The sequence below is a fragment of the Mesorhizobium sp. M1027 genome, from assembly GCF_040318745.1.
Classification (GTDB): domain Bacteria; phylum Pseudomonadota; class Alphaproteobacteria; order Rhizobiales; family Rhizobiaceae; genus Mesorhizobium.
The window spans coordinates 44,601-57,458 of record NZ_JAMYMW010000009.1 but is presented as its reverse complement, the minus strand read 5'-3'; the positions used below and the strand labels follow the sequence as shown (position 1 = coordinate 57,458).

The following is a 12,858-nucleotide window of genomic DNA, read 5'->3' as shown; positions in this document are numbered from 1 at the left end:
CCCCATGTCAGTCGATGACGATGAGTTCGCGCGCCACATCGCAGAGGCGTTCGCCGCCGCGTTCCGTGACGACGAACGATTCCGAGATGGCGATGCCGAAATCGTCGAGCCAGACGCCGGCCATGAAATGGAAGCACATCCCAGGCTGCATCTCGGTAGTATCGCCCGGACGAAGGCTTGCGGTGCGTTCACCCCAATCGGGCGGGTATGCGAGCCCGACCGGATAGCCGACGCGGCTGTCTTTCTTCAGCCCGTTCCGTCGCAGGTCTGCCTGCCAGGCGGCTTCCACCTGTTCGGCGGTGTTGCCGGGGCGCGCCTTCTCGAGGCCAGCGTCGACGCCCTCGACGATCGCCTTGGCCATGTCGAGGATGGCTTGCGGCGGCTTGCCGAAATGTACCGTCCGGGTCAGCGCCGCATGGTAGCGGCGGCGCACGCCGGCGATCTCCAGAATGGCGAGGCCGCTGTCCGGCAGCGGCGCGTCGGACCACGTCAGATGCGGCGTGCTGGTGCCCTCGCCAACGGGCATAAGCGGACAGATCGCGGCATAGTCGCCGCCCGCTCCGGGCACGCCCATGATCTGTGCGTGATAGATTTCCGCAATGACATGGTTTTGCGGCACGCCGGGCCGCATTTTCTCGATGGCGCGGTTCATCGCATGCGTGCAGATCGCACCCGCCTCGCGGATCAGCACCAGCTCGGCTTCGGATTTGACCAGCCGCGCCCAGTTGACGAGATCGTGGTTGTTGGCGAAGTGCGCGTCGGGCAGTCCCTCGACAAGGTGGGCGTGGCAGCGCGCAGTGTAATAATGCGCGTCCAACTCGACGCCGATACGGGCCTTTTCCCAGCCGCGCGACCGGATCAGTCGGGCGAGTTCGTCATATGGGTGTTCGACGGGCTGCTGCACTAGCCGCTCCGAGAACGGCACGATGTTTGTCTCCGGCAGGCCGGTTGTCAGGCGCGCGCTCTTGGCGTCCTGCGCCCTGCCGAACCAGATCGGCCGATCCTCCTCCAGATGGACGAGGACGCACTGCGGAACATAGAACGACCATCCGTCATAGCCGGTCAGCCAACACATGTTGGCTGGATCCTGACAGACGATGAGATCGAAGCCGGCTTTTTGCATGCGTGTCTTCACGCCAGCGAGGCGCTGCCCATACTCCGCTTGCGTGAATTTCCCGAACCCGTTCGCAGTCGCCACCGAAATCCTGCCTTCCAGGTACGCCGCTTGCCCTTTGATCAACATGGGCAAACAGGCCAAATTGTGCACAACTCGACGTCAATTTGTTGGCTAACTACGAATTATCGCCGAATTTTCATGGTTTCTATATCTCTGCTTGCGAAATGTCTAGGGCAGTTGTATACGTCTTATCAAGCAGGCGTCGACCTCGAAGAAGGCTGCGCCCTGGGAACCATCCACCGTTGTCCAATGGGAGAAAAGCATGCTCAATTCATCAATATCGCGCCGCATGGTCGTGAAAGCGGCTGCCTGCATGGCGCTCGCCGCGACGTCATTGACATCGCTATCCGCTCACGCGGAAACCACCCTCGAACGGGCCAAGAAGGACGGCTACATCCGCGTCGGTTTCGCCAACGAGGCGCCGTTCGGTTACGCCACGCCTGACGGCAAGCTGACCGGCGAGGCGCCGGAAGTCGCCAAGGCGGTGCTCGCCAAGATGGGCATACCGCAGGTCGACGGTGTTTTGACCGAATTCGGCTCGCTCATTCCAGGTCTCAAGGCCGGCCGCTTCGACATCATCGCCGCCGGCATGTTCATCACTCCGAAGCGCTGCGCCGAGATCAACTACTCCGAGCCGTCCTACGGCATCGGCGAGGCTATGCTGGTGGCAAAAGGCAATCCGAAAGGCATCAAGGATTTTTCCAGCATCAAGGATAATCCGGATCTCAAGCTTGCCGTGATGGCCGGCGCCGTCGAAGGCGGCTTCGCCAAGGAAGCGGGCGTTGCCAGTGGGCAGATTGTCTCCTTGCCCGACCAGTCCAGCCTGGTCGCGGCCGTCCAGTCGGGCCGCGCCGACGCTGCTGCGCTGACCGCTCTTTCGATCGCCGATATGGCCAAGAAAGCCGACGGCGTCGAATCGACCAAGCCCTTCGGCGAGGTTGCCGGCAAATCGGTGAAAGGTCATGGCGGCTTCGGCTTCCGCAAGGAAGACACCGACCTGCAGCAGGCGTTCAACGCCGAGCTGAAGAAGTTCATCGGTTCGCCGGAGCATATTGCGCTGGTCGAGCCGCTCGGCTTCGGCAAGGACTACCTCCCCAACAAGACCACCGCGGAGCTTTGCGCGGGCAAGTAGGTTCCCAACTGCTGGCGGCGCGAAAGCGCCGCCCTTTTTTCTCCGGGGGAATCGCATGGGTATCCGTACGCTCGTTGCCATGCTGGTCATCGCGCTCGTCGTGATCGGCGGCTTGGCAACACAGGAAAGCTATCGAGTGTTCATGCCGGGGCTGCTGCAAGGCGCGGTCCTGACAATCGAGATCGCCGTCCTCGGCAGCCTGCTCGCAATCGTCATGGGCGTGCTTGCAGCACTTGCACGGATGTATGGCCCGACGCCGCTCAGATGGCTGGCCACGGTCTATGTCGAGATCTTCCGCGGAACGTCGGCATTGGTACAATTGTTCTGGCTGTTTTTCGTGCTGCCGCAATTCGGCGTCACGATCAACGCTTTCGTGGTGGCAGTCCTGGCACTCGGCCTGAACGTCGGTGCCTACGGGTCGGAGGTCGTGCGTGGTGCGATCCTTTCGGTCGCTCGCGGCCAGTGGGAGGCATGTACGGCATTGAACATGAGCCGGCCACAGATGTTGCGCCGGATCATCCTGCCGCAGGCCTTTGTGGCGATGATCCCGCCCTGGGGCAACCTGTTCATCGAGCTTCTGAAATCGACAGCGCTTGTGTCGCTGATCACGCTTTCCGACCTCGCCTTCAAGGCGCAGCAAATGAACCAGAATACGTTCAAGACCATTCCGATCTTCACACTTGTCCTTTTGATGTACCTGGCAATGTCGCTGGTTCTGACCATCGGCATGCGGCTTCTCGAAAGGCGGGCATCGATCGGACTGGCGCGAGGGAAGGCAGCATGATTTGGGACTGGGCATTTGCTTTTGAAATCCTGCCGGTGCTCGCCCGCGCGGCCATCGTCTCCATCGAGGCGACGCTGATCGGCTTTGCACTTGCCGCCTCGCTTGGCCTGGTGCTGGCCGTCGTCCGTATCGCCGTGCCGTGGACCGGCTGGACAATTTCGGTGCTGGTCGAACTGATCCGTTCGACCCCGCTGCTTATCCAGATATTCTTTCTCTATTTCGTCTTTCCGAAATTCGGTGTCGTGCTCGACGCCTTCACCGCCGGGGTGCTGGCCATCGGCATCCACTATGCCGCCTATTGCTCCGAGGTCTATCGCGCCGGTTTCGACAACATCCCTCGCGGCCAGTGGGAAGCCTCGATCGCACTTAATCTTTCGGCCTGGACAACGTTCCGCGACATCATCATTCCGCAGGCGATTCCGCCGATCGTTCCGGCGCTCGGCAACTATCTGGTTGCCTTGTTCAAGGAGACGCCATTGCTGTCCGCAATCGCCGTGCTGGAGCTGATGCAGACGGCCAAGATCATTGGCTCCGAAACCTTCCGCTACACCGAGCCGATGACGCTGGTCGGTCTGTTCTTCCTTGCCATGAGCCTGGTTTCTGCTGCGCTCATTCGCTCCCTCGAAGGCCTGCTCAACCGGAGGACCATGCGATGACGGAACAACCGATGGTTCGCTTCGACAATGTATCGAAACGCTACGGCACGTTAACCGTTCTCGACGGGCTTAAGCTGGAAATAGCACGCGGCGAAAAGGTCTCCATCATCGGCCCGTCCGGCTCCGGCAAGACGACGGTGCTGCGCATGCTGATGACGCTGGAGACGATCAATGACGGTGTCATCTGGGTTGAAGGCGAGCCGCTGACCCATATGGAGAGGAACGGCAAACTTGTTCCCGCCGATCTCGCCCACATCCGCAAGATCCGCGCCAAGATCGGCATGGTGTTCCAGTCGTTCAACCTGTTCCCGCACATGACGGCGATGCAGAACTGCATCGAGGCACCGATAACCGTGCTAGGCATGAAGCGGGCCGATGCGGAGGCGCGTGCCGCCGAACTGCTCGACATGGTCGGCTTATCGGATAAGAAGGACCACTATCCCTCGCAGCTCTCGGGTGGTCAGCAGCAGCGTGTCGCCATCGCACGCGCTTGCGCCATGCGGCCCAAGATCATGCTGTTCGACGAGGTGACCTCGGCCCTGGACCCCGAACTCGTTGGCGAAGTGCTTGAAGTCATCCGAAAACTTGGTAGGGAGCATGACCTCACCATGCTGATGGTCACCCACCAGATGGGATTTGCCAAGGAATTCTCCGATCGCGTCTGCTTTTTCCACGCGGGCAAGATCTGCGAGCAAGGGCCGCCAGGCGAGTTGTTCGGCACCCCCAAGAACGAGCGGACACGGCAGTTCCTGCACGCTGTCCTGGAGGCTGGATGACGCTTGCGACAGATGCCACGCCCACAGCCGTGACCGCCGCGCCGCCACGTCCGCTCTCGGCCCGGGAGCGATTTGAACGCATTTACCGGATACTGCGCGACCGCATCTGCCTGCTCGATTATGCGCCGGGAAGCCATCTGTCCGAGGAAGAACTTGCCCAGGAATTCCAGATCAGCCGCACGCCGGTCCGGCGTGTCCTGGCGCGTCTCGAATCCGAGGGTCTGGTTCAATCCGTCCACGGCGTCGGCACGATCGTCACCGATGTCGATATCGAGGAATTGCAGCAGGTCTATCATTTGCGCCTGGAGCTGGCGCTCCTCGTCGGCAAGCTTTCGCCGATCCCGCGCACGGCGGACGATCTCGACCGGATACGGGCGCTCATCGCGCGTTGCGATGCCGATATACTCAATCCCGACCAGCGCGCTTTCCTGCGCCTCAACATGGATTTTTTCTACGAGCTCACGGCGATGACCGGCAACCAGCCGCTGCGCGAGATCAGCGAGCGCCTGTATTTTCAGGTCGCGCGCGTCGTCCTGAAGATGATGCCGCAATTGGGCCTTGTCGAGGAGTTCACCGCGTTCCGCCGCGAAATGGAAGAGGTCCTTGCCGCCGCCGAGATCGGTGACTGGGAGTCCATAGGGCACATAAGGCGGGCGCATATCTCAATGAGCTTTCGCCGCATGATGCGTCATGCAGGCGAGGCCAATCTGGATGGAGCAACATAGTCAGCCCCTCGGGGTTGTGCTGGCCGCCAAGGTCGGCGACAGCGATAGTCAAAACCGAATGTGCGGTTTCATAGCAGTCTCCTCTGGTCGAAGAACGCGCCGAGAATTCACTGGCAGTGCAGCAGATGATGAATCTGTCGCGGGGTGTTTCCCGTCAGGCGGCGGCTCTCGCGGACAAGATGCGCCTGGTCGGAATAGCCCGCTTCGGCCGCCAGCATGGCGGTGGAGCTGCTGGAGCGGCTCGAAAGCCGCAGAAAGCGCTGGTAGCGGAGGATACGGTCAAGCGTCTTGGGGCCATAGCCGAAGCTCGTGTCGAAGCGCCGGCGCAACGTCCTTTCGCTCATCTCGAGCGCGCGCATCAACCAAGGGACGAGCGGCGCGTCGGGTGGCGGCCCGCGCTCGATCAAACGATATGCCGCCTGCATGGGAACGTCGGTCGCGGGCGCGGGCACCTCCTCGGCGACGACCTGTTGGAGAGAGCAGGCCAGATCCTCGAGACTGTCGCCGGGGCGCACGCGGCTGGCGAGGCGGCGGGCTCGCGCCCCCCACAAATCGTCGAGCGACAGCCTCTTGCCGACCAGCTCGATTTGCGGCACGCCGAGCCATGCCGCCGCCGCGGCAGGATGGAAGCGCAAGCCGATCACGACCTCGTCCGCCGCTAGAACCTCGGTCTGCGGTTCCTTGTCAGGGCCGGCAATTCGGAAGCTGCCTCCGATCCATTGCAAATCGATCGTCGTGTCGGGCATGATGACGATTGGCGGTGAGCCCGCCGGGTCCATTCGATGCACCCACACCGAAGCAAAGCTCCCGCGAAGCCGCGCCGACGCTGGACGTTGCTGAAATGAACCCGTTGCCTGCGCTGGGACGGGATCGCTCATCTCGCTCCCCTTCGGATTAGCGGCGGTGAACCTACGGCGCAGCGGCTGCGCCCGGCCGTCGCTCGAGACAACGTCTTCCAATCGAGAACGGTTGCAAGAATCGGTTGTTTTCTTCCGGCCGGAACGAAGAGGGCAGGTGGAGGGCGATGCCACGTGCATCGCCATCGGCAGCGCCGTGTGCGGCTCATACGTCAATGGCCGTTCTGTTCAATAAGGCAAGCGAGATGCGTGCTTATCTTTCGGCGTCGTACATCACATGAGAGGTATGCGTCATGAGCAACAAAAACGACCAACGGATCGACTACGTCGAATTCAACGTGAAAGACATTCAGCGGTCACGCGACTTCTACGGAAAGGCGTTCGGCTGGACCTTCACCGACTACGGCCCGCAATATTGCGAGTTCAACGACGGGCGCTTGTCAGGTGGCTTTGCTGCTGGCCCAGCGAGGTCCGGAGGAGGCCCGCTCGTCATTCTCTATGCCGATGACCTGCCGGGAACGGTCAAGCGTGTCGAGGAAGCGGGAGGCAAGATCGTCAGGCCGATTTATGGGTTCCCCGATGGCCGGCGCTTTCATTTCGCGGACCCGGACGGTTACGAGCTAGCGGTTTACACCGAAGATGGCAGCAATGAATGATCGCGTTCCTCCCACCTCGGGTTGGTTTTGCTCGGCGGCGTCTTGATTTGGGAGGGCGCCGAGCATGTCCTCAGATTCCGGGCGATTGCAGCGTCCCTGGCCGGGCGGGGCTTCCTGCTCCCAAGCCTCTTCTCGCGGCCGGATCGTTTGCCTCGCAACGGCCTTGGTGGACCCTTTCCCGCCGCGGCCTTGGCCGTATTCACCATTACGGCGTCGTTCATGGCGCTCAACTTCTGGCCTACAGCGGCGATGAACGCGAAGCGCTTCGTACCGGCTTCACCAATGTTGCCGTCTTGGGCGGGTTGATTGTCGCCGCGACCACTAGCCTGTGATCATCATTTCGGGGCGGCGGCTTCGTCTTCATCTGCAATCAGCCGCTGGTCGTTGGTGATCCGGTGTTGTTGCAGCATCCGCCTATCGCTGCCAGAAGGGCAGCTTGGCGATCTCTTCCTCGGCCTGTCGCCTCGTCAGACCGATATCGTCGATCAGATGGGGATTGGTCTGCGCCAATCGCTTGAGATCCCAGCGAAAGCGTGTCGGCTCGCGCCAGGCCGCGATAATGCTTCGCAGCGTCGCCAGGCTGTAGCGCCGAGGCGATGCTTCCGCCGGCCGCGTTGCCTCAAGCGGGGCCGAGGCAAAGGTGGGAATATCGTTCATGGCAACCTCCATATGGTTTGAGGGGGCCCATACGATTTTGGGAGTGTGGGGCCCTCGACCTGAAAGAGGCTGAATTCTGCAGGATACGAACCGCGCCGTAATTAAGCTCTCCCAAATAGTTCTCAAAACTTGCAAACGGGCTATAGATGCGCCGTATGCAGGGATCGCGCTTTGCCTTTGGTCCGTTCGTGCTTGATCCGGGTGCGGGAACGCTTATTCGGAACGATGTCCCCGTTGCCGTTAGCTACCGCGGGCTAAAGCTGCTTGCGGCGCTCGTCGGACGGTCCGGCGAAATCCTTGAAAAGGCTGAGTTGATGGACGCGGCGTGGCCGGGTACAGCCGTCGAGGAAGGCAACCTAACCGTCCAGATCGCGCTGCTGCGGAAGCTGCTTGGCCCGGCCGCCGACGGCGGTGAATGGATCGCCACGGTTCCGCGCGTCGGCTACCGCTTCACGGGAGCCGTCGAACAGCTCGGCGTCGCGAAGCGAAAACCTTTGCCGCTGCCCGACAAACCATCGATAGCCGTGCTGCCCTTCGTCAATGTCAGCAACGATCCCGAGCAGGAATCCTTCGCGGATGGGTTGACCGAAGACCTGATCACCGACTTATCCAGGATCTCCGGCCTGTTCGTCATCGCACGCAACTCGGCCTTTGCCTACAAAGGAAAGGCGATGGACGTGCGCGGGATCGCTGAGGACCTTGGCGTGCGCTACCTGCTGGAGGGTAGCGCAAGGCGCGCCGCAGGGCACGTGCGCATCAACGCACAACTGGTCGACGCGGTGAGTGGCGATCATGTATGGGCGGAACGCTTCGATCGCAGCCTGGAAGATATTTTTGCCGTTCAGGACGAGGTTACCGGCAAGATCGTCGAGGCGTTACTCGGCCGGCTGCGTGCACCGCCGCCGCGCAATCGGCCCCAAAATCTCGAGGCCTACGATCTCTGCGTGCGAGCGCGCAAGCTGATGGATGATTCGCCGCAGACGGCGCAGGAAGCGCATCTGATGCTCACCCGCGCGGTTTCGCTCGATCCGGAATATGCCGAGGCCTATCGCTGGCTTGCCATGAACCACTGGATGGGATGGGTGCATTCCGGCGGACCAACCGAAACATCCCGTAGCGCTGCTTTGGAACTCGCGCGCAAAGCCGTGGCGATCGACCCCAACGATGCCGGCTGCCGCTGGGTTTTGGCTTACCTGCTTGCCTACGAGCGCAGCTTCGCCGAGGCGGATGCGGAATTCGCCAAGGCGATCGAGCTTGACCCGAACGAGGCCGATGCCTGGGCGGCATTGTCCGACATCGCGGTCCTGGCCGGACGGGTCGAGGAGGGTCTTGAGCACATTCGCAAGGCGTTCCGGCTGAATCCGTTTCCGGCAAGTTGGTATTATCTCGCGCTCGGCCAAGCGCAATATGCAGCCGGCGAATACGAATCCGCTATCAAGACACTGCGCAGGGACGAGACCTATCGTACAAGCTCTCGCCGTTTCCTGGCGGCAAGCCTTGCCCAACTCGGCCGGCTCGACGAGGCGCGCGCAGAGGTCGAACTGTTTCTCGTCGGCAACCCGCATTTCACAACCCGCCACTGGGCGGCGACGGAGCCATTCCGCGACGCTGCGACGCTTGAGCATTTCGTTGACGGCTTCCGTAAGGCCGGCCTTCCGGAGTGACGCGCCGGCGCCGTCGCACGGTTCGTGCGACCTATTCCTCAAAGCGACCCGTGGCGTCACGATCGCGCTCGTATCGTCTCGTGAGCGGAAACGGCGGCAACCAGGACTCGCGACGGATGATCCAGCTTTCGTAAGTTGGCATCAGTTGGTCAGGCGCGTCCAGGGATCCGAGGTTCACTTCGACTTCGTCGGCGGTGCGGGCGAAAACGGTCGAGCCGCAGCGGGGACAGAAAAACCGCCCGGCATAGTCGCGTGTTTCGCCGTCGATCGTCACCGCATCTTCGGGAAATATCGCGGAAGCGTGAAAAAGGGCTCCATGATGCTTGCGGCAGTCGAGACAGTGACAAAGGCCGACCCGGTATGGGCGTCCCGAAGCGACAATTCGGACGTTCCCGCACAGGCACCCGCCGGTGAATCGGTCCATGCTGCGTCTCCTCCAAAATCAAGCGGCCGGAATGGTTACAACGACCGGCACTGTTGTTGCAATCGCCGCCGCGGGCGGGGACATGTCGTTCTTCCGTGGCGATGACATTGCAGCCGCCTCTCTATGCCTTATGCGAGCTTGCCGCCGAAAACAGGCTTTGGTTTGTCATATGGAACGAAACGGCGCGTTCCATTGAGCCGCCAACTCGGCGGCCGAGGCGAGCCTGACTCCGCAGTCGGCGAGTATGCGTGCGACCGTCGCTACCGCCTCGGCGTTGGACGAGGCTATGCTGCCGTTCGGAAGGAAAAGGTTGTTTTCGAAGCCGACCCGGACATGGCCCCCAAGCAATGCGGCGGCGGTCGCGCACGCCGCTTCGTTGCGGCCGAAGGCGCAGACGCCCCAATGGTCGAAGCGCGGCATGTTCGCCGCGAGGAATGGCAAGAGATCGGCAGGAACGGACGTCTGTCCCGGCGTGTAGCGGCCCAGCACGTAGAGAACCGGTATGCTTGCCCAGGGGATCAGTCCGCGCTGCTGCATGTCCGAAAGCCTGACGGCCTCCTCGGGCGAATAGAGGATGATCTGTGGCGCAACCCCCTCGGTGTGCAGCCAGGCCATGAAGCGCACGAAGGCGAGTTCCGATCCGGCATCAGGAACGATTTCGCGAAGCGCCAGGGAGACAGCTTGCGGCTTCACATCTTGTACGACGGCCATCTGTTGGGCCGGCGAATAGATACCGAGTGCTTCGGAGGTGATCTGGATTACCAAGCGGTCGCCGGCAGCACCGCGGATGGCGGCGATCGCCTGGCGGTAGGCGTCGGCGTCGAGCAGATGATTGCCGCTTCGGTCGCGGACATGAACGTGGATCATAGCCGCACCGGCATCGGCGCATTCCGCGGCCGTCCTCGCAAGTTCGGCTGGTGTCAGCGGAATCGCCGGATGGTCGGCCTTGCTGCGACGTCCCCCGTTCGGGGCGACGGCTATGGCGATGCGGTCGACACCATGGGCCGGCTTCATGGGAACGTTCTGTAAGCGACAAGATTCATATGAATCAATCTTTGATCACACTGAAACAGACGTTGCAATCGCTGGTCTGGCGAGCTAGCAATATCCATGGACCAGGAAGAGCTTGCTGGACAGATCGTCACTGCCTTCGACGGCATGTCGGCGCAGCTTCGGTCCGCTGCGCGCTATGTCCTTGATAAGCCGTATGATGTCGCGCTGTTGTCCATGCGCGAGCAGGCCCGGCACGCAGGAGTGCAGCCGGCGACGATGACGCGGCTGGCCCAGCATCTCGGCCTTGATGGCTACGAGGCGGTACGCGATATCTACGCCGCCGCGATCCGGGACGGCGAAATCGGTTTCGCCGGCAAGGCGGGCCTTCAGGTCGCCAGCCAAAAGCTCAAGGGCGACCACGCGCTGGCGGCCGATATTCTGGATTCGATTTCCAGCCAGCTTGCCCATCTCGCCGAGCGCAGGTCGATCGACCGTCTGGTCGAGACGGCCAGGGCGCTGAGTGCGGCAAGGCGCGTCTATTGCCTCGGCCTGCGCTCGAGCCACGCAGTGGCCTGGCATCTGCATTACATCCTGTCGCTGATCGGCGAGAAATCGGTGCTGCTGCACGGCATCGGCGGAACCGATGGCGACGCTCTGGCCCATGCGACCAGGGACGACGTGCTGATCGCCGCCAGCGTCCTGCCCTACACGCGCTTCACCATCGAGCTTGTCGAGTACGCTGCCGGCCGCGGCGTACCGGTCATTGCGATCACCGACAGCGGGGTAGCGCCCTTGGCGCTGCTTGCCGATCACCTGGTCGTCGTGCCGACCGGCAGCCCGTCCTTTTTCCACACCATGACGCCAGCTTTCATCGTTGCTGAGGTCCTGGGTGCTCTTGTCGCAGGGCAGGCAGGCGAGGGCGCTGTTGAGTCGCTGCGACGTTTCGATGAGCAGGGCGCCGCCCTCAAGACCCATCTGAACCAGCGTCCGCCGAAGAAAATGCCCATGAGGGACCGTCGATGACACACATTCTTCATCGAACCATCCACTCGACGCTGCCGGTCGCCGCTCGCGGCCAAGGCATCGAACTGTTCGATGCCGAGGGCAAGTCCTATATCGACGCGTCGGGCGGCGCCGCCGTGTCCTGTCTCGGCCACGGTCATCCCGACGTGATCGCCGCGCTGCACGCCCAGCTTGACCGCATCGCCTACGCACACACCGGCTTCTTCACCACCGAGGTGGCGGAGCGCTTGGCGGATCGGCTTGTCGAGGACGCGCCGAAAGGGTTGGACCACGTCTATCTGGTCAGCGGCGGCTCGGAGGCGGTCGAGGCCGCGCTCAAGATGGCCAGGCAATATTTTGTCGAGAAAGGCGAGCCGCAACGGCGCCATCTCATCGCCCGCCGGCAGAGCTATCACGGCAATACGCTCGGCGCTCTCGCCACCGGCGGCAACGAATGGCGGCGCGCCCAGTTCAGGCCGTTGCTGATCGAGACCCACCATATCGACCCCTGTTACGCCTATCGCTATCAAAAGCATGGCGAAAGCGACGAAGCCTATGCGGCGCGCGCCGCTCGGCAGCTCGAAGACAAGATCCTTGAACTCGGCCCCCACGAGGTCATCGCCTTTGTCGCCGAGCCGGTGGTGGGTGCCACGCTCGGCGCCGTGCCTTCGGTCGCCGATTATTTCAAGCACATTCGCGCGATCTGCGACCGCTACGGCGTGCTGCTCATTCTCGACGAAGTGATGTGCGGCATGGGCCGTACCGGCACGCTGCATGCGTGCGAGCAGGACGGCATCGCTCCCGACCTGCTGACCATCGCCAAGGGGCTCGGCGGAGGCTACCAGCCGATCGGCGCGGTGCTGCTTGGCCGGCATATCTTCGAAGCCTTTGCCCAGGGCTCGGGCTTCTTCCAGCATGGACATACCTATATGGGGCATCCAATGGCGGCGGCGGCCGGCCTCGCCGTGCAGGAGGTCATCCGGCGCGACCGCCTGCTTGACAACGTCAGTGCAATGGGCGCGCAGCTCGACGAGCGCCTGCACCAGCGCTTTGATAATCACCATCACGTCGGCGACATTCGCGGACGAGGTCTGTTCAGGGGAATCGAGCTGGTGGTCGATCGCGCCAGCAAGGAACCGTTCGACCAGAGATTTGAACTCAACGCTCGCATCAAGCGCGAAGCAATGGCCCGCGGCCTGATGATTTATCCGATGGCCGGGACGATTGACGGTGTGCGGGGCGTTCATGTGCTTGTGGCGCCGCCTTTCATCATTTCCAGACAGGATATCGATCGGATCGTCGAACGGCTCGGTGAGGCGATCGACGCTGCGATCGCTTCAGCGGCCTGAACCGCA

The 12,858-nt window shown here is 62.2% G+C and carries 14 protein-coding genes; 9 read left to right on the top strand and 5 right to left on the bottom strand.

Going from position 1 to position 12,858, the window contains the following annotated elements:
- Window positions 1-7: 7 nt before the first annotated feature.
- Entirely contained in the window at window positions 8-1,243 is a 1,236-nt protein-coding gene (locus tag NKH50_RS18380; protein ID WP_352880303.1) for a M24 family metallopeptidase, read from the bottom strand.
- A 196-nt stretch (window positions 1,244-1,439) separates the two neighbouring features.
- Here NKH50_RS18380 and ehuB point away from each other — a divergent pair, with 196 nt between their 5' ends.
- The 5 genes from ehuB to NKH50_RS18355 are packed head-to-tail and all read left to right on the top strand — an operon-like array spanning window position 1,440 to window position 5,250.
- Window positions 1,440-2,309 carry an ectoine/hydroxyectoine ABC transporter substrate-binding protein EhuB gene (gene ehuB / locus NKH50_RS18375; RefSeq protein ID WP_352880301.1) on the top strand — a complete coding sequence of 290 codons (870 nt, stop codon included), beginning with the start codon at window positions 1,440-1,442 and terminating at the stop codon, window positions 2,307-2,309.
- 55 nt (window positions 2,310-2,364) lie between these two features.
- On the top strand, window positions 2,365-3,093 hold the full coding sequence (ehuC, locus tag NKH50_RS18370) for an ectoine/hydroxyectoine ABC transporter permease subunit EhuC (protein ID WP_352880299.1): 729 nt from the start codon (window positions 2,365-2,367) through the stop codon (window positions 3,091-3,093).
- Window positions 3,090-3,749: an ectoine/hydroxyectoine ABC transporter permease subunit EhuD gene (gene ehuD, locus NKH50_RS18365; RefSeq protein WP_254818530.1), complete on the top strand. Its 660-nt coding sequence runs from the start codon at window positions 3,090-3,092 to the stop codon at window positions 3,747-3,749. Before ehuC ends, ehuD begins: the two co-directional genes overlap by 4 nt.
- The gene (gene ehuA / locus NKH50_RS18360) at window positions 3,746-4,525 is read left to right on the top strand and encodes an ectoine/hydroxyectoine ABC transporter ATP-binding protein EhuA (protein WP_352880297.1); all 780 of its coding nucleotides are present in this window, start codon (window positions 3,746-3,748) and stop codon (window positions 4,523-4,525) included. Before ehuD ends, ehuA begins: the two co-directional genes overlap by 4 nt.
- Window positions 4,522-5,250, top strand: a complete 729-nt coding sequence (locus NKH50_RS18355) for a GntR family transcriptional regulator (RefSeq protein WP_352880295.1) — start codon at window positions 4,522-4,524, stop codon at window positions 5,248-5,250. Before ehuA ends, NKH50_RS18355 begins: the two co-directional genes overlap by 4 nt.
- Before the next feature lie 107 nt (window positions 5,251-5,357).
- Here NKH50_RS18355 and NKH50_RS18350 read toward each other — a convergent pair whose 3' ends face one another.
- Window positions 5,358-6,128: a helix-turn-helix domain-containing protein gene (locus NKH50_RS18350; RefSeq protein WP_352701550.1), complete on the bottom strand. Its 771-nt coding sequence runs from the start codon at window positions 6,126-6,128 to the stop codon at window positions 5,358-5,360.
- Window positions 6,129-6,400: 272 nt separating this feature from the next.
- Here NKH50_RS18350 and NKH50_RS18345 point away from each other — a divergent pair, with 272 nt between their 5' ends.
- On the top strand, window positions 6,401-6,763 hold the full coding sequence (locus NKH50_RS18345; protein ID WP_352508685.1) for a VOC family protein: 363 nt from the start codon (window positions 6,401-6,403) through the stop codon (window positions 6,761-6,763).
- Window positions 6,764-7,177: 414 nt separating this feature from the next.
- On the opposite strand, the gene NKH50_RS18340 is transcribed toward NKH50_RS18345, so the two are convergent.
- Window positions 7,178-7,420 carry a DUF1127 domain-containing protein gene (locus tag NKH50_RS18340; protein WP_352476747.1) on the bottom strand — a complete coding sequence of 81 codons (243 nt, stop codon included), beginning with the start codon at window positions 7,418-7,420 and terminating at the stop codon, window positions 7,178-7,180.
- Between the two features lie 155 nt (window positions 7,421-7,575).
- Here NKH50_RS18340 and NKH50_RS18335 point away from each other — a divergent pair, with 155 nt between their 5' ends.
- Window positions 7,576-9,084, top strand: coding sequence for a winged helix-turn-helix domain-containing tetratricopeptide repeat protein (locus NKH50_RS18335; RefSeq protein WP_352777431.1), 1,509 nt, complete (start codon window positions 7,576-7,578; stop codon window positions 9,082-9,084).
- Window positions 9,085-9,115: 31 nt separating this feature from the next.
- Here NKH50_RS18335 and NKH50_RS18330 read toward each other — a convergent pair whose 3' ends face one another.
- Together NKH50_RS18330 and NKH50_RS18325 are read right to left on the bottom strand one after the other, a co-directional pair.
- Window positions 9,116-9,508 (bottom strand): GFA family protein, encoded by a 393-nt coding sequence (locus tag NKH50_RS18330; RefSeq protein WP_352508686.1) that lies wholly within the window; start codon window positions 9,506-9,508, stop codon window positions 9,116-9,118.
- A 165-nt stretch (window positions 9,509-9,673) separates the two neighbouring features.
- Window positions 9,674-10,522 (bottom strand): beta-keto acid cleavage family enzyme, encoded by an 849-nt coding sequence (locus tag NKH50_RS18325; RefSeq protein ID WP_352508687.1) that lies wholly within the window; start codon window positions 10,520-10,522, stop codon window positions 9,674-9,676.
- A 96-nt stretch (window positions 10,523-10,618) separates the two neighbouring features.
- Between NKH50_RS18325 and NKH50_RS18320 the strand changes: the two genes are divergently transcribed.
- A complete protein-coding gene (locus tag NKH50_RS18320) occupies window positions 10,619-11,524 on the top strand; it encodes a MurR/RpiR family transcriptional regulator (RefSeq protein ID WP_352508688.1) in 906 nt (301 codons plus the stop codon).
- Window positions 11,521-12,852, top strand: a complete 1,332-nt coding sequence (locus tag NKH50_RS18315; protein WP_352880290.1) for an aspartate aminotransferase family protein — start codon at window positions 11,521-11,523, stop codon at window positions 12,850-12,852. The genes NKH50_RS18320 and NKH50_RS18315 overlap by 4 nt, the downstream gene beginning before the upstream one ends.
- The last annotated feature ends 6 nt before the right edge of the window (window positions 12,853-12,858 follow it).

Coding starts and splice junctions, on each gene's coding strand:
- NKH50_RS18380 (WP_352880303.1), bottom strand. CDS start 1,243: ATGTTGATCAAAGGGCAAGCGGCGTACCTGGAAGGCAGGATTTCGGTG.
- ehuB (WP_352880301.1), top strand. CDS start 1,440: ATGCTCAATTCATCAATATCGCGCCGCATGGTCGTGAAAGCGGCTGCC.
- ehuC (WP_352880299.1), top strand. CDS start 2,365: ATGGGTATCCGTACGCTCGTTGCCATGCTGGTCATCGCGCTCGTCGTG.
- ehuD (WP_254818530.1), top strand. CDS start 3,090: ATGATTTGGGACTGGGCATTTGCTTTTGAAATCCTGCCGGTGCTCGCC.
- ehuA (WP_352880297.1), top strand. CDS start 3,746: ATGACGGAACAACCGATGGTTCGCTTCGACAATGTATCGAAACGCTAC.
- NKH50_RS18355 (WP_352880295.1), top strand. CDS start 4,522: ATGACGCTTGCGACAGATGCCACGCCCACAGCCGTGACCGCCGCGCCG.
- NKH50_RS18350 (WP_352701550.1), bottom strand. CDS start 6,128: ATGAGCGATCCCGTCCCAGCGCAGGCAACGGGTTCATTTCAGCAACGT.
- NKH50_RS18345 (WP_352508685.1), top strand. CDS start 6,401: ATGAGCAACAAAAACGACCAACGGATCGACTACGTCGAATTCAACGTG.
- NKH50_RS18340 (WP_352476747.1), bottom strand. CDS start 7,420: ATGAACGATATTCCCACCTTTGCCTCGGCCCCGCTTGAGGCAACGCGG.
- NKH50_RS18335 (WP_352777431.1), top strand. CDS start 7,576: ATGCAGGGATCGCGCTTTGCCTTTGGTCCGTTCGTGCTTGATCCGGGT.
- NKH50_RS18330 (WP_352508686.1), bottom strand. CDS start 9,508: ATGGACCGATTCACCGGCGGGTGCCTGTGCGGGAACGTCCGAATTGTC.
- NKH50_RS18325 (WP_352508687.1), bottom strand. CDS start 10,522: ATGAAGCCGGCCCATGGTGTCGACCGCATCGCCATAGCCGTCGCCCCG.
- NKH50_RS18320 (WP_352508688.1), top strand. CDS start 10,619: ATGGACCAGGAAGAGCTTGCTGGACAGATCGTCACTGCCTTCGACGGC.
- NKH50_RS18315 (WP_352880290.1), top strand. CDS start 11,521: ATGACACACATTCTTCATCGAACCATCCACTCGACGCTGCCGGTCGCC.